Raw genomic sequence first — 23,514 nt, 5'->3', positions numbered from 1 at the left:
CTTTTTTCCGCAGGGCAACTTACCCTCCTTGTCGTTGTGTCGACGGGTTATCCATCAGTGATTTCAGTCGTTCAGCCGCCTTGAAGGCCGCTACCCTGCGTTGGGGCAGCCACACTTCCTCCCCCGTACGGGGATTTCGCGCCGGGCGGGCCTTGCGTTCCTCGGCCGTGAAGATGCCGAATCCACGCAATTCCACCCGGCCTCCGGTGGACAATTCTTCCATGATCAATTCCAGAGCCCCGTTGAGGACGGTCTGTACTTCCTCACGACGGATGCCGCTCTCCCGGGCCAACCGGGATACCAGATCCAGCTTGTTCATCCCTGGCCGTCCTGGCTGACCTTGAGGCGGGTTCCCGCCTTGATCTCGTCGGACGACAGGGAATTCCACTGCCGGAGCTGGTCGATGCTCACTCCGTACTTCTGGGACAGCTCCCAGAGGGACTCACCGCGCTTCACCACATGGGTCCGGGCCTTGGCCGTGGCGCGCGATTCGCTGCCCACCGGGTTGCCGGGCACCACAAGCGTCTGCCCTACCTTGATGCGGTCGGGGCGCTTGAGCCGGTTGGCCGCGATCAGATCCTCGGTGGACACGGACAGCTTGCGGGCGATGCCTTCGATGGTCTCGCCGTTGCGCACACGGTACGTCTCATTCTTGCGGCTTCCGGTGGCCTGACCGTCACTGGCCCGGAAATCCAGATCGGGCAGCACCAGACGCTGTCCCGGATGGATCACGGCCCGGTTGCTCATGCCGTTGGCCTGCAGCAGCCGGCTGAGGGGAATGCCCCAGGTGTCGGCGATCTCGCCGGGGGTGTCCCCCGCCTTGACGGTGTAGGTGCGCACCGCACCATTCGCCGTCCGGTTCTGGCTGAGGTCCGCATCCTGTGTCCGGGCGTGCTCGGGGGGCGACAGCCAGAGTCTCTGCCCCGGGTAGATCCGGGAATTCTTCAGACCGTTCCATTCCTGAAGGCGCGCAACGCTCACTCCGCTGCGCGAGGCGATCAGGGACAGGGCATCGCCGGGGTGCACGGTCCAGACCCGACGGCCATCCTTCTCCACGGCCAGGGCATCCATGTCCGTATCCTGGCGGGCACCGCCGTTGCCACCTGAAATGACCAGCTTCTGGCCCGGGTGGATCAAGGAGCGGCTGCCCAGATTGTTGGCCGCCCGCAGAGTGGACAGGCTGATGCCGTAGCGAGCGGCGATCCTGCCCAGGGTCTCACCGCGCTTGACGGTGTGATGCTGGATGGTGACGAAGGCATCCTTGGGCAGTTCGGCCAACGCAAGCCGGAAGCCGTCGGCCTTGTCGGGCGGAACCCGCAGGTCACAGCCGCGGGGAGCCGTATTGTTGCCCAGCACATGCAGGTTCAGTTCGCGCAGTTCGGCTTCGGGCAGTTCCAGCATTTCCGCCAGTCGTGCGAAAGTCAACGCGCCGGGCACGTGAACCCGCTCGTGCACCATGGGCGACTCGATCTCGCCGGGCATGAAACCGAATTCCTCGCGGCGCCGGAAGACTTCACGTGCCGCCAGATAGGTCGGCACATAATTGCGGGTTTCGGCGGGCAGACGCAGGTTCCAGTAGTTGCGATCGCCATTGGCGCGCTTCATTGCCCGGTTGACACGGCCCGGACCTGCGTTGTAGGCCGCGAAGGCCAGATACCAATCGTCGTAGTTGCCGTAGAGGGACTTCAGCAGACGTGCAGCGGCCCGGGTGGACAGCTCCAGATCCAGGCGCTCGTCGACCCAGGGATCGACCTGGAGGCCGGAGCGGCGACCGGTTTCGGCGATGAACTGCCAGGCTCCCACGGCCCTGGCCTTGCTGCGTGCGTGCAGCTTGAAGCCGGACTCGATCATGGAAAGGAAGATCAGGTCCTCGGGCACGCCTTCTTCCCGCAGGATGGGCAGGATGGTTCCCGCCACCGTGGGGTAGCGTTCCATCCAGACCGTGTAGTGCTTGCGTCCCTTGCCGTTCACGAAGTATTCGATCATCTGCTCGACGCTGCGCTGGTCGGCATCGGGAATGCCGGGCACGGTCAGGCTGTCCAGCTCGCGCACCAGCACGCTGTCAAGTTCGCCCGAATCTTCATTGGGCAGCATCAGGCCGGCCAGCAGGCTGTCGGCTTCCAGGGAGTCGCCGTACTGCTCGACGGCAAAATCCAGCGAGTGGATGCCGGTTCCGGCTTCCAGCTCGGTTTCCAGCCCGGGCTCTTCGTCCATCTCGTCCACGATCAGCCGCGCCACATCAAGACTCAGTTGATCCTGGCGAGGGCCTGCCAGATCAGGATTCAATGACTGGATGTCAAGGAACAGACGGCGCAGCTCGCTCATGCTGGCGCCCTTTTCACCGGCCCGGGCCAACTCGGCCTCGAGGCGCTTCAGTTCCAGCTCCACCGAGAGGCTGTCGTCGGCAATGCCTGCCTCGCCCGATCGAGAGTCAGGCGAATGCGCGGGACGAAAGGTGCAGGAGGCAAGGCCGATGGAGGCCAGCAGTGCACAGAGGACGAGCCTGGGCGCGCTCCACAACGGGCGTCCCCCATGAGTCGTCTGATGGATGCCCGAAGGAATCACAGGGGTCTCCGGCAGGTGTTTCCCGACAATTCAACCCGCCAAGCTAGGACTTGGGAGCCTATTCACAAACAGTGCCCCTCGCCATGACCCCTTCGGTCGACGATTCAGCACACTCTCAGGGGGCATCGGCCAGTCCCCCACTTTCATCCGCCGTTGGCGTCCGGGCCAGCACGAACGCACCCGCCACTGTCAGGCCGCCCTGCCGAAGTTCTCGCGCACACCGCGCGAGCGTGGCTCCCGTGGTGACCACATCGTCCACCAGCCAGACCGCCTGCCCCGCCAGGATGCCCGCTCGTCGGTGAAGGGCAAAACCCCCGGAACGGTTGCCCAGTCGCCCCGTGCGGTTCAGGTTCTTCTGCTGCCCGCCCTGCCCGTGGCGAACCAGCAGCTCCCCGTACCGTGCATCAAGCGCGCGAGCGAGGTCCAGGGCCAGCCGTGCCGCGGGATTGCCGTCCAGCTCGCGCTGCCGCGCGGGCCGTGAGGGCACCGGGCAGAGCAGGCGAAAATCCGCCTCCGGGGCCAGCCGACGGGCCTGACGGGCCAACAGGCACGCCATTCGCCTGGAAAGCCCGTGCGCGCCGCCGTATTTCACGGCCGTGACCAGTCTCCGCCCCGGACCACGGTATGGCAACAGGGAGAGCACCGGAAGTCTTCCGGACTCCTGACCGGTCCAGTGCAGTCCACCCCCGCGCACCAGCCCTTCCAGGCAGGCATCACAACAGATGCTGCGACCTGCGGCCAAGGCTTGCCCGCATTCCTGACAGACCGCCGGGAACAGTACCGGGACAAGACACTCCACGGCACGTTGGAGAATGGATCGACCGTGATGCATGCCGGAATCTGGCAGGTTCCATCGATGGGCGGGGAGAATTCGCAGGCCCCCCCAGACTTCTCGTGCCCCTGTGTCAGCCGGAGTGGACAGATGAGACCCGAGCGCACGAGTGCGTGGGCGACGCAACCTTTGCGCCCTGCCTATGTGGATCACGAGGCGAGGGAGTTTTCAACCTGGCAATCGATATGGGACCGACTGAACGCACCGGTCGTTCAGAGCGGGGCCAGTCGGGAGTTGAGGGTACGCAAGGCCTCGGGACCCACGGGAACCGCGCCCACCTCGGCGCAGGCCACCGCCGCGCTCAGGCTGGCGAAGGCCAGTGCCCGGGACGAGCTGGCGCCCTGAAGGCGGGCGAGCACGAGGGCGGCGATCACCGTGTCACCGGCGCCCGAGACATCGACGATGGCGCGGCTGAGCGCGGGTGCGCTGTCCTGACCGTCCTCGCGGTAGCTGGTCATGCCCTTGCCGCCCCGGGTGACCACCAGTTCGCGGCAGCCGCTGTCCTGGCGGAAGGCGTCGGCCAGCGCGTCCAGTTCGTCATCGCTGACCAGACCCGCGCCCATGGCCTCGCAGAGTTCCTTTTCGTTGGGCTTGAACAGGTCCACCGCGCCATAACAATGGAAGTGGCGAAACTTGGGGTCCACCGCGCTGAAGATGCCGTTGCGCGCGCAATGATCCCGCAGGGCGTCGATGATCTCGGGACCGAGCACGCCTTTGTCATAGTCCTGGAAGATCAGGGCATCCAGACCCTCCAGGCTGCGTACCTGGTGCAGCAGCCGCTCGACCAGTTCGGGGGACAGCAAGCCCGTGGATTCGGCATCCACGCGTACCACGTGCTGGTCGTGGGCGATCACCCGGGTCTTGATCGTGGTAGGCCGGCTGGGGTCTTCGAGAATGCAGTCGCCGCCAATGCCCGAATCCCGGAACAGTTCGCGCAGGATCTGGCCGTCGTGATCCACGCCCGTGACGCCCACGGGAACCGGAGTCGCGCCCAGACTGCGCAGGTTGCCCACCACGTTGGCGCTGCCACCCAGGCAGTGGCTGGTGTGCTGCACGCTCACCACGGGCACGGGGGCTTCGGGACTGATCCGCTGCACACGGCCCCAGATGTAGCGGTCCAGCATCAGATCGCCCACCACGGCCACTTTCAGCGAGCGGGCTCCGGCCAGCAGCGAATCGAGAGTGTCGAGATACATGATGTCAGTCCTTGCTCAGCAGGGCCACGGTTTCCACGTGGAAGGTATGAGGAAACATGTCCACGGGACGCAGGCGTCGCAGGCGATACCCGCCTTCGGCCAGCAGGGCCGCATCACGGGCCTGGGTCACCGGGTTGCAGGACACATAGACCAGCCGCTGCGGGCTCATCTCCAGCAGTTGCCGGGTCACGTCGGCATGCAGACCCGCGCGTGGCGGATCGACGACCACCAGATCAAAGGGGCGTTGTGCGTGTTCGGCCAGGGCGTGGCGCACATCCCCGCAGTGGAACTCCAGGTTGTCCAGTCCATTCAGGCGCGCGTTCTCGCGGGCATTCTCGATGGCTTCGGGCACCAGTTCAATGCCCACCGCGTGCTCCACGAAACGGCTGAAACAGGCTGCGATCGCGCCCGATCCGCAGTAGAGATCGAGCATCCGGACGCCCTCGAGGGTGCCGGCCATCTCACGGGCCAGCGCGAAGAGGCGCTCTGCCTGGCGTGTATTGGTCTGGAAGAAGGCCTGGGGCGCCAGCCGGAAGCGCAGCCCGTCCAGGTCCTCGTGGATCACACCCGGGCCATGCAGCACGTCGCCGGCCCGACCGCTGGCCACGGCCCCACTGCGTTCGCTGATGGTGTGCACGATGGTACTCAGCGCTCCGGGAAACTGCTCAAGCAGCCGATCGGCCAACTGGCGCACGCGGCCGTCGTCGGGGCCATTGGTCACCAGATTCAGCATGCGCTCGCCCGTGTGCTTGCCTTCGCGAATCACGACAAAGCGCCAGAAGCCTTGCTGCTCGCGCACATGCCACACATCGGCCAGCTGTCCGGGGCCAGGATCCACGAAGCGGCGAATGGCCTCAAGCAGCGGCGCTGTCAGTTCCGACTGCAGGTGACACTCCGTGAGATCGAAGACCTTGCTGTAGATGCCGCGCACATGCTGGCCAAGCCCGAACCGCAGGCCGCGCGGGTCGTCGCGGTCCTCGACCCACTGGCGGTCCGAGAAGGTGAATTCCATCTTGTTGCGGTAGTGCCAGAGTTCTTCGCAGGCCAGGATCGGTTCCACCTCGACGTGCTCGAAGCCACCCACGCGACGCCATGAATCCTCGACCATCTTCTGTTTCTGGCGCAGCTGCTCAGCATACTCCAGAGTCTGCAGGGGGCAGCCGCCACACACGTTCTGATGGATACAGCGGGCGGAGATGCGCAGGGGCGACGGTTCCAGCAGGTCGAGCACCCGGGCTTCCTGGTGGCGCTTGCGCTTCTTCGTGATCACAGCGCGCACCGTATCGCCGGGCAGGCCGCCCTCGACGAAGACCACGGGCCCCTCTTCGGGGCGGGCCACACCCAGCCCCCCGTAGGCGATGCTTTCGATGCGGAGGTCGGCGGTGCGAAACTTGGTGGCCATGGGGCTCCTGAAGTTGCCAGTGAGGCCCGCAAGCTAGAAAACCGGCAGCGGATGCAGGGAGCGTGTCCCCAAATGAAAAAGACGGCTCCGGGAGAACCCGAAGCCGTCCGTTGGCATGCTCTGGTGATGAATCAGTTGCTGGATCCGGGCAGTCCCGCCGGTTCCGCGGGAGCCGGCAGGGCCGGGAGCTCCTCGGTGTCCGCTTCGGGCAGAGCCAGTGCCGGCTTGACGATCTCGAAGTCCAGCTTGCCGTCGGCCAGTGAGACCTTGACCACGCAGCCCGCAAACAGTGTGCCCTTGAGAATCTCCTCGGCGATGGGGTCCTCGATCATGCGTTCCAGCGTGCGACGCAGGGGGCGCACACCGGTGGCCGGGTCGTAGCCCTTGGCGATCAGCTCGTTGCGCACATCTTCATTGATGCTGACCTCGATCTTGCGCTCGCGCAGGCGGGCGAAGGTCTCGTCGGCGATCAGGCCCACGATCTTCTCGAGGTCGGTGCCGCCCAGCATGTTGAAGACGATCACATCGTCCAGACGGTTGACGAACTCGGGCCGGAAGTGCTTCTTCACGCTGCGCATGATCTCATTGCGCATGCTGTCGTAGCTGGGCATCTCGCCTTCGCGGCTGCCGAAACCGATCACCGAATCCTTGACCAGCTCGCGCGTGCCCAGGTTGGAGGTCATGATGATGATCGTGTTGCGGAAGTTGACCTTGCGGCCGCCGCTGTCCGTCAGCTGACCTTCGTCCAGCACCTGCAGCAGCAGGTTGAAGACCTCGGGATGCGCCTTTTCCACTTCGTCGAGCAGGATGATCGAATAGGGCTTGCGGCGCACCTTCTCGGTCAGCTGGCCGCCCTCCTCGAATCCCACATAACCGGGAGGCGCACCGATCAGGCGACTGACGGCGAACTTCTCCATGTACTCGCTCATGTCCACGCGAATCAGGGCGCTCTCGTCGCTGAAGAGATGGGCGGCCATCACCTTGGCCAGCTCGGTCTTGCCCACGCCCGTGGGGCCCAGGAACAGATAGGAGCCGATGGGGCGGTCGGGATTCTTGAATCCGGCGCGGCTGCGGCGGATGGAACGGCAGAGCATGTCGATGGCCGGATCCTGGCCCACGATGCGCTGGCGCAGAATGTCCTGCATCTTGAGCAGGCGGTCGCTCTCGTCCAGCGAGACCTTCTGCACCGGGATGCCCGTCATCTGGGCCACCACTTCGGCCACTTCCTCGGGACCCACTTCCACCATGTGCTCTTCGGCCTCGCGCTCCCATTTCTCGCGCTCGAAGGACAGCTCGCTCTCGAGCTTGAGCTTCTGGTCGCGGTACTCGGCGGCGGCCTCGTAGTTCTGGTCTTCGACCATCATCTCCTTGCTGCGCTTGAGCTCGTCGATGCGCGATTCCAGTTCCACGATGCGATCGGGCACGATGATGTGCGCCAGATGCACGCGGCTGCCGGTCTCGTCGATCACGTCGATGGCCTTGTCGGGCAGCATGCGGTCGGTGATGTAGCGCTCGGAGAGCAGCACGGCCTGGCGCAGGGCCTCGTCGCTGTAGCGAATGCTGTGATGCTCTTCGTACTTGGTCTTGAGGCCGTCGAGAATCTGGATCGTCTCCTCGACCGAAGCCGGCTCGACCATGATCTTCTGGAAGCGGCGCTCCAGCGCTCCGTCCTTTTCGATGTGCTGGCGGAATTCGTCCAGAGTGGTGGCGCCAATGCACTGCAGTTCGCCGCGGGCCAGGGCCGGCTTGAACATGTTGCTGGCGTCCAGGCTGCCCGAGGCGCTGCCGGCACCCACGATGGTGTGCAGCTCGTCGAGGAAGAGGATGATGTTGCGGTTCTTCTCCAGCTCGGTCATCACGCTCTTGATGCGTTCCTCGAACTGGCCCCGGTACTTGGTGCCTGCGACCATTGCGCCCAGATCCAGCGCGATCACGCGCTTGTCGTGCAGCACACGGCTGACCTTGTGGGTGATGATGCGCAGGGCCAGGCCTTCGGCAATGGCGGTCTTGCCCACGCCGGGTTCGCCAATCAGTACCGGGTTGTTCTTCTTGCGTCGCGAGAGCACCTGGGCCACGCGATCGATCTCGTTGTCGCGGCCGATGATCGGGTCCAGCTGACCGGCGCGCGCCATTTCGGTAAGGTCACGCCCGAAGTGATCCAGCGCAGGGGTGGAGGACTTGCCGGCCTGGGTAGCACCCTTGATGCCGGCAGCGCCCTTGTCGCCACTGCCCGAGAGCAGGGTTTCCAGCTGCTCGCGCACCGCGTCGTAGGTCAGGTTGAACTGGGTCATCACCTGACGCGCGATGCCGTCATCCTCCTTGATGATGGCCAGCAGCAGGTGTTCGGTGCCGATCTGCTCCGCATTGAAGTTGCGGCCTTCCATATAGGTGACCTTCAGCACGCGCTCCGCCTTCTTGGTGAAGGGGATGTTGCCGATCTTCATCACCGCGTCGCTGGATTCGACGATCTCCTCGATCATTTCGCGAATCGCATCCAGACTCACGTCGAGAGCCTGGATCAATTGGCAGGCCCGGCCTTCGCCCAAGCGAACCATTCCCAGCAGCAGATGCTCGGTGCCGATGAAATCGTGTCCGAGCCGAAGGGCCTCCTCGCGGGAGAACTGTATCACCTTCTGGACCCGCGCGGAAAACTTGCTGTGCATGTGTGCCTCGCTGTCTGTTGACCTCTGCGGACGGTGTCCGCGACCACCGGGTCTTTCCCCCCGACCCGGCTGGATCCATAACGCCGTTGTGACCTTCCGGGATCCTGAGATCCGCTTTCCGGGTCCGATCTCAGGCTGTTCGGCCTGAATCCAATCCCCTCAAAGCTGTTCCGGGGCCTTGTCCTGTCCTGCCCCACTCACTCCGGCGCAAACGCCGCCGAAGATAGTGCTCTGGGCTCAATCGTCGCCCGGAAAGCCTTGCTCTCGGCCGACACGTTCCGGTTATCGGGTGCGCCGGGTCTGCTATCAAGCTGCGGGATCATGCCTGTTTGCTTCGGCTGAGTCGAGAATCCAGCCGTCTGCCGGTCACTCGTGCGCCGGAGCGAAACGGGAGCGCCCCCGCAGGCAGAGCCGCACCAACCACAACATCAGCGGAACCTCGATCAGCACGCCCACCACGGTGGCCAGAGCCGCGCCGGAACCGAGGCCGAAGAGCATCACCGCGGTGGCGATGGCCACTTCGAAGTGGTTGGAGGCACCGATCAGCGCGCTGGGCGCCGCATCCTGGTATCCCAGTCCCAGACGGCGGGCCAACCACCAGCCCAGGCCGAAGATCAACAGGGTCTGGACGAAAAGCGGCACCGCGATCCAGAGAATGGTCAGGGGCGCCGCCAGAATCACTGCGCCCTTGAAGGAGAACAACAGCACGAGCGTCGCCAGCAGGGCCGCGATCGATACCGGGCTGAGCCACTTCAGAAAGCGTTCGTGAAACCAGGTGTCGCCCTTGAACGCCAGAATCGCCTGACGCGAGATCCAGCCCGCGACCAGCGGCAGCGCCACGTAGACGCCAATGCTCAGTGCCAGCGCCTTCCAGGGCACGGGCAGCCGCCCCACTCCCAGCAACCAGCCACCCATCAGTCCATAGAGCCCAAGCATCACGAGAGAATTGATCGCCACCATGGCCAGGGTGTGTCCGTCGTTGCCTTTCGCCAGCCAGCCCCAGACCAGCACCATCGCCGTACACGGTGCGATGCCCAGCAGGATGCAGCCCGCGAGATAACTGCGCCAGAGCGGCACTTCCAGCAGCAGGCGGCCACCCTGCTCCACCACGGTTCCCGCACCGAAACGGCTGCCCGCGGGCAGATCCAGCCCCAGCGGCAGGCTGACCAGGTCCGTGGCCTCAGGTCCGATGAAGGGCAGGAACACCACGCCCAGGAAGAACCAGGCCAGCGCGAGCATGGTGAAGGGCTTGATCGCCCAGTTGAGCACCAGAGTCAGCGCCACCGGCTTCCAGGAACGTCCGGCGCGCAACACGGCCGCGAAGTCGATCTTGACCATGATCGGATACATCATCAGGAACAGACACGCGGCAATCGGCAGGCTGATCACGGGTGCGCCGTCCACGGTGAGCGACATCCGGTCCAGGCTGGACGCCAGCCCGGGAAACCAGTGCCCCAGCAGGATGCCCGCCGCGATGCAGAGCAGCACCCACAGACTCAGCCAGCGCTCGAAGCGCCCCAGGTCGCGGCGCACGGGAGTCTGGCCCGTCGGGCAGGTGGAGTTGATGATCTGACTCACGCCGGTGTGTCCTTTCCCTGCTGCAGCCCGGGCAGCAGACCGGGCAAACTGCCTTGCACGAAATCGCGGATTTCATCGCGCACCCGGCGGTAGGGAGCCAGCGCCTCCTCTTCGGAGCTCGCTTTCCGTGCCAGGGCAGGCGGGTCGTCGAAGGCGTGATGCACGACCCGGGCTCGCCCCGGAAAGACGGGGCAATGCCCGGCGGCATGATCGCAGACCGTGATCACCAGATCGATGTCATCCAGGGGTTGCGAACTCAATTGTTCCGAACTGTGTCCGCTGATGTCCACCCCGGCCTCGGCCATCACGGCAACAGCACGAGGGTTGAGCCCGTGTGTTTCGATGCCCGCGCTGCGCACGACCATTCGCGCTCCATGCAGATGGCGAGCCCAGCCTTCGGCCATCTGGCTGCGACAGCTGTTGCCCGTGCAGAGAAAGAGCACCACGGGTTTTCCGTTCAGATCGGGCATGCGGTTCCTCCGGTGTCGTTGCGCCATTGTGCCAATGTCTGCACGGCCCGCTCGCGCTCCGCGGCCAGTTCCGGCAACTGGACCAGCCAGTCCAGCCAGGCACGCGCTTCGCCCGTTCCGGGCCCGAAGTGCACCCAGCGCCCCGCGCGGCGAGCACTCACCAGTCCCGCCTCGCGCAGCAGGCCCAGGTGACGGGAGGCGGTGGAAGCCGGTAGCTCCAGCAGCTGCTCCAGGTGGCAGAGGCAGAGTTCCCCTGCGCTGAGAATCAACAGCAGGGCACGCAGGCGAGTTTCATCTCCAAGAGCCAGGAAGCGGCGGCGCAGGGTTTCCATGGAATTCCTCATTTCAACAGTTGCGGGATTGTAGAAATGAACTGTCTGTGGATCAAGCTCCGTCTTGAAAAAGTGACAGGGTTTCTGGACGGTGGCTGGGTCTGTGATCTAGATTCCAGCTTTGGTCCGGTTCGGTATGTCGGGGGTGGTGGCGGTCGACGCGCCATTGGGGTGCGGCCGTACACGAGGGCAGGCGCACTCCGTGGGGACTCGATCCCGATGATGCATTCCGGGCGACCGATTATGGGCGACCATTCCGGGCGACCCGATGCACCAGGAAGTGTGGGGGGATGGAACGGATGGGGAGTTTCATCGAGTCTGGCTGGACGTGATGTTGTGGGGGTTGGCCAGGGGGCGTGTGACTCATCCGGGCGGAGTGTCAAGAAATCTGGACGGTCGGATTTTTGGGGTCTCCTTCCCGCCCACCGCTTCCACCACACACCCGGGGCACGATGGATCACGCATTTTGTTCCCGGCGATTCTGGCGATTCAAGGGATGTGGGAAAATACCTGGAATTCTGTCCAGCACTCTGGACGAAAGTCACTTCCACGTGGCCATGTCCGCTCCAGTTCGACCTGGATCACCGCAGGCCCCGGCAAGGAGAACATGCGCAGTAATACCTGCAAGTCACAAACCCCTGAGACGACACAATCAGTGCAGAGTGTCAAGAAATCTGGACGGTCGGATTTTGGGGGTCTCCTTCCCGCCCACCGCCTCCACCACCCACCCGGGGCACGGTGGATCACGCATTTTGTTCCCGGCGTTTCTGGCGATTCAAGGGATGTGGGAAAATACCAGGAATTCTGTCCAGCACTCTGGACGAAAGTCACTTCCACGTGACCTGTCCGTTCCGGTTCGACCTGGATCACCGCAGGCCTCGGCAGGGAGAACATGCGCAGTAATACCTGCAAGTCACAAACCACTGAGACGACACAATCAGTGCAGAGTGTCAAGAAATCTGGACGGTCGGATCTTTGGGGTCCCCTTCCCGCCCACCGCCTCCACCACCCACCCGGGGCACGGTGGATCACGCATTTTGTTCCCGGCGATTTCAGGGAAGGGGAAAACTCCTGGAATACTGTCCTGCAACCTGGACAAATGCCTATTCCGAATGGCCAAGTCCGTGCGGTATGACAAGCATACTGGACACTCGGAATTTTGAGGCTGTTCGTCCAGCCTACCGCCTCCACCACCCACCCGGGGCAGTATGGAACAGGCATTTTGTTCCCGGAAATTCTGGCGAATTCAGAAAAAAATGAATACGTCCACATTTCCGACCAGCCGATTGGACACATTCACCTCCAATCCGGCCCAGGGATGGTCTCAGCCCGAAAACCCCAGCAGCGGCGCCCAGATCCGGGTCCAGAGCAGCACCAGCCCCAGCCCTACCAGAAACACTCCAGTCCCCAAGCGCATTGCCCGCTCCAGTCGGCCAGCCTGAGTGAAGATCCCGCCAAGTCGCCGTGCGCCAAATGCCATCACCAGGGCGAAGAGCGCCACGGGCAGAGCGGTTCCTGCACCATAGATCACGGGCACCAGCAGACTCTGCCCGCTGCTCATACTCAGCGGCAAGAGGCTGCCGAAGAACAGAGCCGCGGACAAAGGGCAGAACGCCAGGGCGAAGAGCACTCCCATGGGCAGCGCGCTCCACAGTCCCCAGAACTGTCGGCGCCGCTCCCAACGTTCCGTGTTCAGACCCGAACCAAGCACAGGCAGCGTGATCCAGCCCAGCAGAATCATGCCCACCAGCAGCAAGATCGGCCCCAGTAGAGGTGCCAGCACCCGTTGCAGCCAACCCGACAGCCCGGGTGCGCTGAGCAGCCCCCAGGCCAGCAGCACCCCGAGCGCCACATAGGCCAGACAGCGCCCGGCGGCGTAGAACAACCCTCCGGCCAGCACGCGCAGGGGACGCGCATCCCGCCCCAGCCAGGCGATGGCGGCCAGATTGGAGGCCAGTGGGCAGGGGCTGAGCGCGGTCAGCAAGCCCAGCCAGAGCGCTCCGCCGATCCAGGCCAGAGGGTCCATCAGGGGGTGTCCTTCAGGAAGGCGCGCGTCTCGGCAACCACGTACTCGCGAAAGGCCAGGCTGTCGCCCACCAGTTCCCAGGTCTTCTCAAGGACCTTCCAGTGGCACGGGGCTCCCTTTCCGTCACTCAACACCAGACTGGCCGAGGTGAGCTGGAAGTCTTCTTCGAAATGCTCGTTGCCCGCCTTGTCGATGTTGCAGCTGGACCAGGCCAGTCGCCCCGACGCCAACTCGCCGGCGAACACGTCCTCGAAGGTCTGGCCCGCCTGGGCCTCGATCGAGTTGCAGGTTTCGCAGCGGAAATTTCCGTGGTAGTACACCGCCTGCACGGCCGCGCTGCGGTCGGCGTCCTCCAGTCCGGCCAGAGGATCCTTCGTGTCCTGTACCGAGGACAGGCTCTTCCAACCGAAGGCCACCAGGCTGAGCAGCAACAGCCCCAGCAGAGCATTCCGCGCAATCAGTCGTGTGTCCATGAATGCCTCAGGAATTGGATACACTTTCCAGCAGATTCTTCAACTCCTCCACCGCCGGCACCCGCCCGCTCAGGCGCACCCGGCCGTCGATCACCAGCGCGGGCGTGGCCATCACGGCATGCTCCATGATGCGCTCGATGTCGCTGATCTTGCCCAGCTCAATCTCCAGATTGGCCTCGCGGGCCGCCTGGGCCACCCTGTCGTACAGCAGGGTACATTTGGGGCAGCCCGTGCCCAGCACGTCGACTTTCATCGTTCTCCTCCTGGTCCTGAACTCGTTCGTGTCATACGATCATACCGAAGATCCAGCCCGCGAAGGCGGACAATCCCACCACCAGTCCGGCGAAGACCAGGGTACGGCTGATGCCGATGACCCGATGGATCACCAACAAGCTGGGCAGGGACAGTGCGGGTCCCGCCAGCAACAGCGCCAGCGCTGGCCCTTGCCCCATGCCAGCGCCCAGCAGGCCCTGCAGGATGGGAATCTCGGTCAGGGTGGCGAAATACATCAGCCCACCGGCCAGGGCCGAGAACAGATTGGCCGCCAGCGAGTTTCCGCCCACGGCCGATTCTACCCACGCCCCGGGCACCAGCCCTTCTCCACCGGGTGTGCCCAGCATCAGCCCGGCCGCGAACACGCCCGCCAGCAGCATGGGCAGGATCATCAGGGCATAGCCCCAGCTTTCGTCGAGCCACTCGCCCGCCTCGTCGTCCCGTCCCAGCAGCAGCAGCGCCAGTCCGCCCATGGCGAGCGCCACCAGCAGGGGTGGTGCCAACGATGTACCCACGGCCAGACCGGCCAGCACGACCACCAACCCCAGCAGCCCCGGCCACCAGACGCCATAGTCCAGCGCCAGTTGCAGCGCCAGCAACACACCCAGTCCCGCGGTGAGCGGCCAGCGCAGGTCGTGGATCACGGCCCAGAGGCTGCCCGGCTCACCCGCGCCGCTCCAGTTGGCGATCACCAGTATCGCCATCAACAGGCCCAGCAGTCGCAGACCGCGGCCGGGACCGATGGATTCCGTGTGTTCCGCTTCCGGGGCCGGAGCGCGAGCTTCCCGGCTGGCCTCGGCACGGCGGAACAGACCGGCCATGATCAATCCGATGATCACACTGAAGAGGATCGAGCCGATCACGCGGGCCAGCCCCAGCTGCCAGCCCAGCACGCGCGCGGTCAGGATGATCGCCAGCACATTGATCGCCGGTCCGGCATAGAGGAAGGCGATGGCAGGCCCCAGCCCGGCCCCGCGCTTGTGGATGCCCGCGAAGAGCGGCAGCACGGTGCAGGAACACACCGCCAGCACACTGCCCGAGAGCGAGGCCACCCCATAGGCCAACCAGCGCGGCGCCAGCGGCCCCAGCGTGCGCAGGACCGCATCCTTGCGGATGAAAACCGTAATCGCCCCGGCGATCAGGAAGGCCGGAAACAGACAGAGGATCACATGCTCATGCGCATACCAGCGCACCAGCGCCAGCGCCTCATGGATTGCATTCTCGAAACGAGGCACCCCCGCAGGCAACCTCCAGGCCAGCCCGAGCGCCGCCAGCAACCAGAGCGCCGGCTTGCCGCGTCCCTGCCAACGGCTGGAAGGCCAGGTCCGGCTCACGCCATCACCTGTTCGCTCATCTGCTCGCGCAAGGACTCCTGCTCATCCAACCGCTCGAGAATCAGCCGGTCGATGCAGGCGAAGGACTCCAGCATGCAGGGCATCACCAGGGAATGGATGCTGCGAGTGCCCTCCTTCCGTACCGCGACCACACCCGCCTCGCGCAGCAAACCGAGATGCTTGGAAATGGCTGGCAAGCCAATTGGAAACAGCGCCGCCAGTTCACAGACGCAAACCGGCCCGCCCCGCAGCTCCTCGACCAGACGCAAGCGCACCGGATGCGCGAGGGCCTTGAACACCCGGGCCCGCTCCCTGAGCAATGACTTCTGCACGACGCCTCCCTTGTTTCCCATTTCGGAAACAAGGATAGATGCCCGCGGTCGGTGCTCCCTTGATCTGAGACAAGTGTTGCGCGGGGGATGAACAGAGAATCCGCACCCAGGTGTGTCATTCCCGTGAAAGGGGCGCACAGCATGGGGCGGCCAGCATGGCGACCCATTGCATGGCGCCCCGGCAGTTGCATCGCACACCCATCATCTTCCGGTTCATCCGCACCCACCCGTGGATTCCCCACGGGCTACGGATGCATGATGCCCCGTTCGGGGCTTGGCTGGCAGAGATTGTGTGCCGGGGCGAAGCCACGACCACCTTCCCCAGCGCCAGTGGGGGATGGCACGCCGAAGGCGTGAGAGGATGGGGGCCATGTGTGGCGAGATCGCCCCAGGATGTCTTGCCCCACGGAGATGCCGCCAGCCCCTCGCACCCGCACGTGGATTCCCCACGGGCTATGATCTGTCATGCCCCGTTCGGGGCTTGGCTGGCAGCGATTGTGTGCCGGGGCGAAGCCAAAGTCCCCTTCCCTCGCGCAGCGGGGGAAGGCACGCCGAAGGCGTGATGGGATGGGGGCCTTTCGTGCCAGGATGAACGCGAAGTGTCGTGCCGCGCGAAAGTGCCCCCATCCCCCGCAGCGCAAGCGCTGCGCCTTCCCCCGCTGCGCGAGGGAAGGGAAGCCTGGCTTCGCCCCCGCAGCGCGAACATGGCTAGACATGAATACGAGTACGCGAGAGGCCGACCTTTCCCCTCAGATTCAATCCCCAACAATAGCGGTGACGCCGGTGGCGGAACCATCGAGACGGAACGGTCGGGCAGGGAGCGTGGGCCGCCGCGCTTGGCCCGAAGGACCGCATCGCGGGCCAAGTTTGCGCGGCGCGAGGCCTGCTGAGCCTTCTTTTGGCCTACCTTTTCTTCGCGAAGAAAAGGTAGAGAGCGCCCCCCGCGCAGGGGAGTGCATTGCCGGCAACCGGCGGCAGCATCCGGGACAAGCACACCATCAGTCGCACAGTGGCTCCGAACGCGAGAGAGTTTCGGAACAACCCGCTCGGGATCCCCGCCTTCGCGGGGATGACACTGATTGTGTCACTTCCGCAGCGGTGACGCCGGTGGCGGAACCATCTAGACGGAACGGTCGGGCATTCACGTGGGTCGCCATGCTGGCCGCCACATGCTGTGCGCCCCTTTCGCGGAAATGACGATTTTTGGCAGGATCAGTCCAGCCGCTTGCGGAAGCGCCAGAGAGCCAGGCTGAAGGAGAGCGAGCCCAGCCCGGCGAGAGCGGCCATCTGCGGCCAGAGATCGGAAAGGTCGGAGGCCTTGAGGAAGATGCCGCGCACGATTTCGATGATGTAGCGCATCGGGTTGAGCAGAGTGAGCCAGCGCAGCGTGTCTGGCATGTTGGCCACCGGAAAGAAGAATCCACTGAGCAGGATCGCGAAGATCAGGAAGAACCAGACGGTGAACACCGCCTGCTGCTGGGTCTGCGAGACCGTGCTGGCCAGCAGGCCGCCGCCGATGGTGACCAGCAGGTACAATGCCACGGCCAGCGCCAGCAGGGGAATCGAACCGGCCAATGGCAACTGGAAACCGATCACGGCGATGGTGGTGGCCAGGATCAGCTCGCCGTAGGCCAGGATCGCCAGCGGCAGGGTCTTGCCCAGCACCAGCTGGCCGGCGGTCAGCGGGCTCACCAGCAATTGCTCGAGCGTGCCCAGCTCCTTCTCGCGCACCACGGTCATGCCGGTGAGCATCGCTGAGATCACGGTGATCAGCACCACCACGATGCCCGGCACCATGTTGTACTTGCTCACCAGTTCCGGATTGTACAGGGTGCGCTCGCGCAGCACCACGCGGCCCGGGGAGCGTGTCCCGGCGCTTGCGGGCACTGGGTGGAGGCGGGGAGTGCCCAGAATCTGCAGGGCCTGGCCGGCGGCCTGTCCCGCCTGGGAGGAGTTGCGGCCATCCAGGAAGAGTCCCGGTGGGACGCTCTCGCCGCGGGCCAGCCGCGAGCGCCAGTCGGTGGGAATCCAGAGCGCCAGATCGGTGTGACCGTGGATCAGCAGGGAATCCAGCTGTTGGGGAGTATGGACCTGCGGCCCGGGCACGAAGGTGTCACAGACCAGCAGCGCCTCCTCGAGCTGGCGGCTGGCGGGGCCGGGGTCCTGGTTGAGCACGCTGACCCTCACCCCCTTGAGATCGGTGCTGAGCGCGTTGCCCAGCACGAAGAGCTGCACCAGCGGCATCAGGATGATCAGGCGCAACATCACCGGATCGCGAAAGATCTGGCGAAACTCCTTCTGTACCAGGCGTGAAACAGGTCCCATGCTCGGCTCCTAAGCCAGTCTGCGCGAGAAGCGCTTCATCGCCAGCACCGTCAGTCCCAGCGCCATGCCCAGCAGCACGAGCGCCTCACGCGGCCAGCCGTTGACTCCGGTGAGCATCACTCCGCGCACGATCCGGAGATACCAGGTGGCCGGAATCGCGTGGCTCACCACCTGCAGAGGCAGCGGCATGCTGGACACCGAAAAGATGAATCCCGAGAGCATCAGGGTGGGCAGCAGGGTCACCATCAGAGCCACCAGCATGGCCACCTGCTGGGTCTTCGTGAGCGCCGAAATCAGCAGCCCGATCGCCAGCGAGACCCAGAGATAGAGCAGGGTGTAGCCGGCCAGCGCCCACCAGGAGCCCACCATGGGCACCTGGAACACGAAGCGCCCCACGGCGAAGATCATCACCGTATCGAGAATCCCGATCAGCAGGTAGGGCTGCAGCTTGCCCAGAATCAGCTGGAGCGGAGTCATGGGCGTGGTCAGCACCTGCTCCAGAGTGCCGGTTTCCTTTTCACGCACGATGGCGATGCTGGTGAGCAGCGCACAGATCATGATCAGCACGATGGCGGCCAGCCCGGGCACGATGAACCAGGCGCTGACCCGCTGCGGATTGAAGCGGAACACGGGCGCGGGTTGTATGCTGGCGGCGGGCCTGAGACCCTGCGATTCCAGCCGCCCCAGATTGTGCAGTTGCAGGGCCTGTTGCAGATAATTGTAGACGGCGCTGGCCGTGGCGGCATCCGCGCCGTCCACCACCAGTTGCACGGGTGCGTCTTCTCCGTGGGCCAGGGCGCGCGCGTGTCCGCGGGGAATCACCAGCGCGGCCAGGAATTGCTGACGATGGAATCCCGGCTCGATCTCCTCGCGAGAGGACAGCCGCCCCGCCTCGCGAATGAAGTCGCTGGAGGTGATGTCGCGGATCAGGGCCCGGCTGGATGTGCTCTGGTCCAGGTCCAGCACGGCCACGGGCAGGTGACGCAGTTCCATGTCAATGGCGTAACCGTAGAGCAGCACCATCATCAGCGGCATCAGCAGGGCCACGGTCAGGCTGCGCGGATCACGCAGGATGTGCAGAAATTCCTTGGCCGCGATCGCCAGAATGATTCTCACCGCTGCACCACCTTGAGGAAAACATCCTCCATGGTGCGCGCCTGCCATTCCTTCTTCAGCGCCGAGGGCTGGCCGAGGGCCACGATCCTGCCAGCCACCATGATCGAGAGGCGCTCGCAGTATTCGGCCTCGTCCATGTAATGGGTGGTCACGAACACGGTGGTGCCGCCCGCGGCGATCTCGTACATCAGGTCCCAGAAACGGCGGCGGGCCACCGGGTCGACACCTCCGGTCGGCTCGTCCAGGAAGACGATTTTCGGGTGATGCAGGGTGGCCACTCCCAGGGCCAGGCGCTGTTTGTAGCCCAGGGGCAGGCTGCCCGTGCGCCGGTCCTCCATGCCTTCCAGACCCAGCCGGGGCAGCAACTCGGCGCTGCGTTCACGAATCGTCTCACCGGAAAGCCCGTAGATTCCCCCGAAGAACTGGATGTTCTCGGCCACGTCCAGGTCGTCGTACAGGCTGAAGCGCTGGCTCATGTAGCCGATGCGGCGCTTGATCTGCTCGGCACTCACGCTCAGCGGCAGACCGTCGACCCAGGCCTCGCCCTCGCTGGGGGCCAGCAGGCCGCAGAACATGCGGATCGCGGTGGTCTTGCCCGCGCCATTGGCGCCCAGAAAGCCAAAGATCTCGCCGGGTGTCACGTCCAGATCGATGTGATCCACGGCCGTGAAGGAGCCGAAATGACGGGTCAGCCCTTGGGCGCGCACCGAAAACTCCGGGGTCTGCGTGAGGGGGGCGCTCATGCGGACTCCTCCTCACTGGCTTCCACCAGGGCGAAGAAGGTGTGCTCGATGTCCGGTTCGCCCGTGTGCAGTTCAAGACCGCTGCCGTCCAGCAGAGTGCGGATCGCGCGCTCCTGTGCGGCCTCCCTGTACACCAGATGCAACTCATCGCCAAAGCGCCAGACCTCCACTCCTGGCAGGGCTTCCAGGCGCACTTTCCAGTCCAGCAGGCCAGTTCCGCGCGCCGCGAGGATCTTTCCGGGAAAGGCTGCGGCCACATCGGCGGGGGTGCCGCGACTGAGCACGCGTCCCCGGTGCAGCAGCAGCACCTCGTCCAGCCGTTCGGCCTCATCCATGTAGGGCGTGCTGACACACAGCGCCATGCCCTCCTCGGCCAGCGACTTGAGCAGGGCCCAGAATTCCAGTCGGCTCACCGGGTCCACGCCCGTGGTGGGTTCGTCCAGCAGCAGCAGGCGCGGCTCGTGAATCAGGGTGCAGGCCAGCGCCAGCTTCTGTTTCATCCCGCCGGAGAGTGCGCCGGCGCGACGTGTGACAAAGGGTTCCAGGCGGCTGAAGGCCAGCAGTTTCTCACGGCGCTGCAGGCGCAGCTCGCGCGGCAGACCGTGCAGCTCGGCGAAGAAGCGCAGGTTCTCGTCCACGCTCAGGTCGGGATAGAGGCTGAAGCGCTGGGGCATGTAACCCAGCAGATCGCGAATCCGGTCGGTCTGGGTGGTGCTGTCGAAACCGAACACACGCGCGTGTCCCCCGTCGGCGGCCAGCAGGCCACAGGCGATGCGCAGGGCGGTGGTCTTGCCGGCTCCATCGGGACCGATCAGACCGATGGTGCGGCCGGGCTGCAGGCTCAGGCTGAGCTCGTGCAGGGCAGGCACACCGTCCCAGCTGCGCGCGAGGCGCTCCAGTTCCAGGGCGGGCTGGCTCACGGGCGGGCGTCCAGCAGCACCTGGGCCGGCATGCCGATCTGCAGGCGGCCATCAGGGTTGTCCAGGGTGGCCTTGACGGCGTACACCAACTGGCTGCGCGCCTGGCGGGTCTGGACATTCTTGGGGGTGAATTCAGCACGCGAGGAAATCCAGCTCACGCGTCCCTGAAGTGTCTCGTCGGGAAAGGCGTCCACGGAAATCGACACAGCCTGCCCGGGGGCGACAAGTCCCATCTCGGTTTCATCGAGGAAAAAACGCAGCTCCAGCGTGCTCAGGTCGGCCAGCAGGCCCGCGGGCAGCCCGGGGGCAATCCACTCACCGGGTTCCGCATAGCGTTCGATCAGAGTGCCGGGCCCGGGTGCCCGCAGCACCAGATCCTGCAGCTGACGATCCTGGGTGGCCAGGGCGGCCAGCAGGCTTTCGCGCTCGGCCCTGAGTGCCTCACGGTCGTGTCCGGCGGCCGTGTGCGACAGCCTGGCCCGATCGCGCGCGTTGCGGGCGTCGTCCAGCTGCTGGGCGGTCGTGCTGCCCTGGGCTTCCAACTCCTCCAGACGCGCCAGCGTGCGTTGGGCCAGTTCCAGGCTGAGTTCCGCCTGGCGCACGGCATCCCCGGCGCGCTTCAGGCGCGCGTCCAGCCCCGCCAGTCCCGAGGCGGTCTGGGCCCGCTGCAGACGCAGCAGGTCGCCATCCAGTACCAGCAGGGTGTCGCCGGCGGCCATGGTTTCGCCCTCGGCCACCCGCACCTGCAGCACACGACCGGCCAGTGCCGGAGCGAGGCGGATCTCGGTGGCTTCCAGGGTTCCCGAAGGGGCTGCCGGTCCGTGCCCGCCCGAACAACCCGCCAGGGCCAGCCACGCGAAAGGTAGCACCGTGATCCGTCGCAGGGTCTGCATGATTGAAGTCTCCATCTCTTACTGTCCCCGGGCGGCCAGCAGCCGCACTTCCGCCAGGCGTACCCGGGCCGCGGCCAGGGCTTGCTGTTGCTGGGCCAGCACCAGGTCGTCGCTGGCGTCCAGCCAGGTCTGCTGACTGCTCAGTCCTTGTGTCCAGCGCTGTTCCACCAGCGCCAGACGTTCCGTTTCGATGCGTGTGCGTGCGGCGGCCGCCTCGTGCACCTGCTGCGCGCTCTCGAGCAAGGTGTTCGCCTGAATGCGGCGCGCGCTGGTCTGGCGGGCCAGCTCCTCGCGTGAGCGCTGCAGGCGCAGGGCGTCGGCCCGGTTGATCGCCGCCTGCTGGCGCACGCGCCCGTGATCCAGCAGCGGCCAGTGCAGGCTCAGCCCGGCCGTGCCGTAAGTCATCCAGTCATTGCGGATCGGGTCCACCCCGGGCCGCCCCAGATGCCAGCCCGCGCGGGCTTCCACCCGGGGACGCGCCGCCCCCGTGGCCTGGCGCACGCGCGCCTCGGCTCCCTGCTGACGTGCGGCCAGGGCCCGTTCGGACGGCAGGCTCTCCGGAATCGCGCGCGACTCGAGCAGGCTTGCATCCAGGGATCCCGCAGGGTGAATCGGGTGCTCGGGCGTGCCACACAGGCGCCCCAGTTCGAATGCCAGTTGCTCCAGTTCTCCCTGGCGCTGCAGCAGTTCCTGGCGGGCCTGCTGCACGCGACCCGCCACGGCCAGTTCTTCCTCGGCTCCGGCCAGCCCGGCCCGGCGCGCGCCACGCACGTCTTCGAGATGACGTTCCAGGCGGCTGAGGCTGTTCTGCGCGGTCAACACGCTCACCCTGGCCGTCAGGCCCTGGATGTAGACGCCGCGCAGTTCGCCGAGCAGCCCCAGACTGTCCGAGGCCAGGTCGTGTCCGCGGGCCTGCAGCTCGGCTTCGGCCGCCGCTTCTCCCGCCTTGAGTGTGCCACCGGCGTAGAGTGTCCACGAGGTGCCCAGGGCCAGATCGGCGCTGCTGCCGTCGCCGAACTGGATGGTCTTGCCGGGCAGGCTGATCTCCTGGACCTGACTGACCCAGCCCGCGCTGGCATCCAGCCCCAGACCGGGCAGCCGCTGCACGCGCGCCAGCTCCCGTGCTGCGCGCCCGCCGTCAAGCGCGGCCCGTGTGGCCTGGAGGCGCAGGGCCTCGGGCAGGGCACGCTCGATCAGGCCGGACAGCCCCAGTGAATCGGGGAGGGCAGCCGTATCCGCCGCCGCCGCGGTCCCGGGTGTTCCGGCCAGCAACAGAAGCAGCCAGAGCGCATGGCCGTAGCAGAAGCGGGCCGTCATCGTGTGTCTCCTTGCTTCAGACCCCGTGAGAGCAGGGTTTCCAGTGTCTCACGCTGGCGCTGCCAGCAGTCTTCGTCGCGCAGGTCCAGCTCCAGAATCAGCTCCAGGATCGGTTCGATCAGTACCATGCCCCAGGCCAGTCCCAGCAGGCTGGCCAGCAGGGCTTCGAAGTTCAGTGGGCGCACGCGCCCCTGCTCGATGCCCGTTGTGACCAGTCCCTTGAGATGCTGACTCAGCCCCAGCGGACCGTGTCCGCCCAGCTCCTGCACCAGGCTGCGCGCCCGTTCTCCTCCGGAGCCCAGTTCGCGCCGGATCAGCCGGGCCGTGTCCGGATGATGACGCAACCAGTCCAGCATGCGCGTGGGAAAGGTGACCAGCACCTCCTCGATGGGCAGAACACCCACCCGCTCGGCCACCTGGAAGCGCAGCAGCTGCAGCAGCTCCGTGGCCAGCACACGCCGGTAGAGCTTCTCCTTGGTGCCGAAGTAATAGTGGATCAGCGCCGGATTCATGCCGGCTCGTTCGGCAATCTGCCTGGTGGTCGCGCCTTCGAATCCCAGTTCAATGAACGCCTGACGGGCCGCCGCAAACAGTTGCCCGGCCGGAGTTTCCGGCTGGGGTGTGCTGATAGACTCCGGCAGTGCCAACTCAGGTATGTCCTGTGGACCGGGCAGCGATGAACTCATTTGACCATCCGCATTAACCAAGTGATTAAGGCGGTCGA

Annotated in this window: 21 protein-coding genes; all 21 read right to left on the bottom strand. The window is 65.4% G+C overall.

All coding sequences use genetic code 11. The features are described 5' to 3' along the window. Window positions 1–19: 19 nt before the first annotated feature. The 21 genes from H6678_06370 to H6678_06270 all read right to left on the bottom strand — a co-directional run bounded on the left by H6678_06370 (window position 20) and on the right by H6678_06270 (window position 23,476). Complete coding sequence (locus H6678_06370; protein ID MCB9473418.1) at window positions 20–319, bottom strand: HU family DNA-binding protein; 300 nt, start codon at window positions 317–319, stop codon at window positions 20–22. Then, window positions 316–2,565: a LysM peptidoglycan-binding domain-containing protein gene (locus tag H6678_06365; GenBank protein MCB9473417.1), complete on the bottom strand. Its 2,250-nt coding sequence runs from the start codon at window positions 2,563–2,565 to the stop codon at window positions 316–318. Before H6678_06365 ends, H6678_06370 begins: the two co-directional genes overlap by 4 nt. Window positions 2,566–2,680: 115 nt before the next feature. Beyond that, entirely contained in the window at window positions 2,681–3,307 is a 627-nt protein-coding gene (locus H6678_06360; GenBank protein ID MCB9473416.1) for a ComF family protein, read from the bottom strand. Between the two features lie 302 nt (window positions 3,308–3,609). Further along, window positions 3,610–4,593 (bottom strand): D-glycero-beta-D-manno-heptose-7-phosphate kinase, encoded by a 984-nt coding sequence (locus H6678_06355; GenBank protein MCB9473415.1) that lies wholly within the window; start codon window positions 4,591–4,593, stop codon window positions 3,610–3,612. A 4-nt stretch (window positions 4,594–4,597) separates the two neighbouring features. Beyond that, window positions 4,598–5,995: a 23S rRNA (uracil(1939)-C(5))-methyltransferase RlmD gene (gene rlmD, locus H6678_06350; protein ID MCB9473414.1), complete on the bottom strand. Its 1,398-nt coding sequence runs from the start codon at window positions 5,993–5,995 to the stop codon at window positions 4,598–4,600. Between the two features lie 131 nt (window positions 5,996–6,126). Beyond that, on the bottom strand, window positions 6,127–8,658 hold the full coding sequence (locus tag H6678_06345; GenBank protein MCB9473413.1) for an ATP-dependent Clp protease ATP-binding subunit: 2,532 nt from the start codon (window positions 8,656–8,658) through the stop codon (window positions 6,127–6,129). A gap of 366 nt (window positions 8,659–9,024) precedes the next feature. Then, window positions 9,025–10,179 (bottom strand): ACR3 family arsenite efflux transporter, encoded by a 1,155-nt coding sequence (arsB, locus tag H6678_06340; protein MCB9473412.1) that lies wholly within the window; start codon window positions 10,177–10,179, stop codon window positions 9,025–9,027. Between the two features lie 53 nt (window positions 10,180–10,232). Next, on the bottom strand, window positions 10,233–10,706 hold the full coding sequence (locus H6678_06335; GenBank protein ID MCB9473411.1) for an arsenate reductase ArsC: 474 nt from the start codon (window positions 10,704–10,706) through the stop codon (window positions 10,233–10,235). Next, window positions 10,694–11,050, bottom strand: a complete 357-nt coding sequence (locus H6678_06330; protein ID MCB9473410.1) for a winged helix-turn-helix transcriptional regulator — start codon at window positions 11,048–11,050, stop codon at window positions 10,694–10,696. Before H6678_06330 ends, H6678_06335 begins: the two co-directional genes overlap by 13 nt. 1,312 nt (window positions 11,051–12,362) lie before the next feature. Then, window positions 12,363–13,064: a sulfite exporter TauE/SafE family protein gene (locus H6678_06325; protein ID MCB9473409.1), complete on the bottom strand. Its 702-nt coding sequence runs from the start codon at window positions 13,062–13,064 to the stop codon at window positions 12,363–12,365. After that, window positions 13,064–13,537 (bottom strand): hypothetical protein, encoded by a 474-nt coding sequence (locus H6678_06320; protein MCB9473408.1) that lies wholly within the window; start codon window positions 13,535–13,537, stop codon window positions 13,064–13,066. Before H6678_06320 ends, H6678_06325 begins: the two co-directional genes overlap by 1 nt. A gap of 7 nt (window positions 13,538–13,544) precedes the next feature. Next, window positions 13,545–13,790, bottom strand: coding sequence for a TM0996/MTH895 family glutaredoxin-like protein (locus H6678_06315; protein MCB9473407.1), 246 nt, complete (start codon window positions 13,788–13,790; stop codon window positions 13,545–13,547). A 31-nt stretch (window positions 13,791–13,821) separates the two neighbouring features. Beyond that, complete coding sequence (locus tag H6678_06310; protein ID MCB9473406.1) at window positions 13,822–15,087, bottom strand: permease; 1,266 nt, start codon at window positions 15,085–15,087, stop codon at window positions 13,822–13,824. Between the two features lie 53 nt (window positions 15,088–15,140). Beyond that, window positions 15,141–15,497 (bottom strand): winged helix-turn-helix transcriptional regulator, encoded by a 357-nt coding sequence (locus H6678_06305; protein ID MCB9473405.1) that lies wholly within the window; start codon window positions 15,495–15,497, stop codon window positions 15,141–15,143. Window positions 15,498–16,688: 1,191 nt separating this feature from the next. After that, the gene (locus H6678_06300; protein ID MCB9473404.1) at window positions 16,689–17,801 is read right to left on the bottom strand and encodes an ABC transporter permease; all 1,113 of its coding nucleotides are present in this window, start codon (window positions 17,799–17,801) and stop codon (window positions 16,689–16,691) included. 9 nt (window positions 17,802–17,810) lie between these two features. After that, complete coding sequence (locus H6678_06295; protein MCB9473403.1) at window positions 17,811–18,917, bottom strand: ABC transporter permease; 1,107 nt, start codon at window positions 18,915–18,917, stop codon at window positions 17,811–17,813. Beyond that, window positions 18,914–19,660, bottom strand: a complete 747-nt coding sequence (locus tag H6678_06290) for an ABC transporter ATP-binding protein (GenBank protein MCB9473402.1) — start codon at window positions 19,658–19,660, stop codon at window positions 18,914–18,916. The genes H6678_06295 and H6678_06290 overlap by 4 nt, the downstream gene beginning before the upstream one ends. Next, window positions 19,657–20,580, bottom strand: coding sequence for an ABC transporter ATP-binding protein (locus H6678_06285; protein ID MCB9473401.1), 924 nt, complete (start codon window positions 20,578–20,580; stop codon window positions 19,657–19,659). The genes H6678_06290 and H6678_06285 overlap by 4 nt, the downstream gene beginning before the upstream one ends. After that, window positions 20,577–21,473 (bottom strand): efflux RND transporter periplasmic adaptor subunit, encoded by an 897-nt coding sequence (locus tag H6678_06280; protein MCB9473400.1) that lies wholly within the window; start codon window positions 21,471–21,473, stop codon window positions 20,577–20,579. The genes H6678_06285 and H6678_06280 overlap by 4 nt, the downstream gene beginning before the upstream one ends. An 18-nt stretch (window positions 21,474–21,491) precedes the next feature. Then, entirely contained in the window at window positions 21,492–22,790 is a 1,299-nt protein-coding gene (locus tag H6678_06275) for a TolC family protein (GenBank protein MCB9473399.1), read from the bottom strand. After that, complete coding sequence (locus H6678_06270) at window positions 22,787–23,476, bottom strand: TetR/AcrR family transcriptional regulator (protein ID MCB9473398.1); 690 nt, start codon at window positions 23,474–23,476, stop codon at window positions 22,787–22,789. Before H6678_06270 ends, H6678_06275 begins: the two co-directional genes overlap by 4 nt. Window positions 23,477–23,514 lie beyond the last annotated feature (38 nt).

It is taken from the genome of Candidatus Delongbacteria bacterium, assembly GCA_020634015.1.
Classification (GTDB): domain Bacteria; phylum CAIWAD01; class CAIWAD01; order CAIWAD01; family CAIWAD01; genus JACKCN01.
Note: the sequence above shows the minus strand (reverse complement) of the source record. Positions and strands in the feature narration are given on the sequence as shown.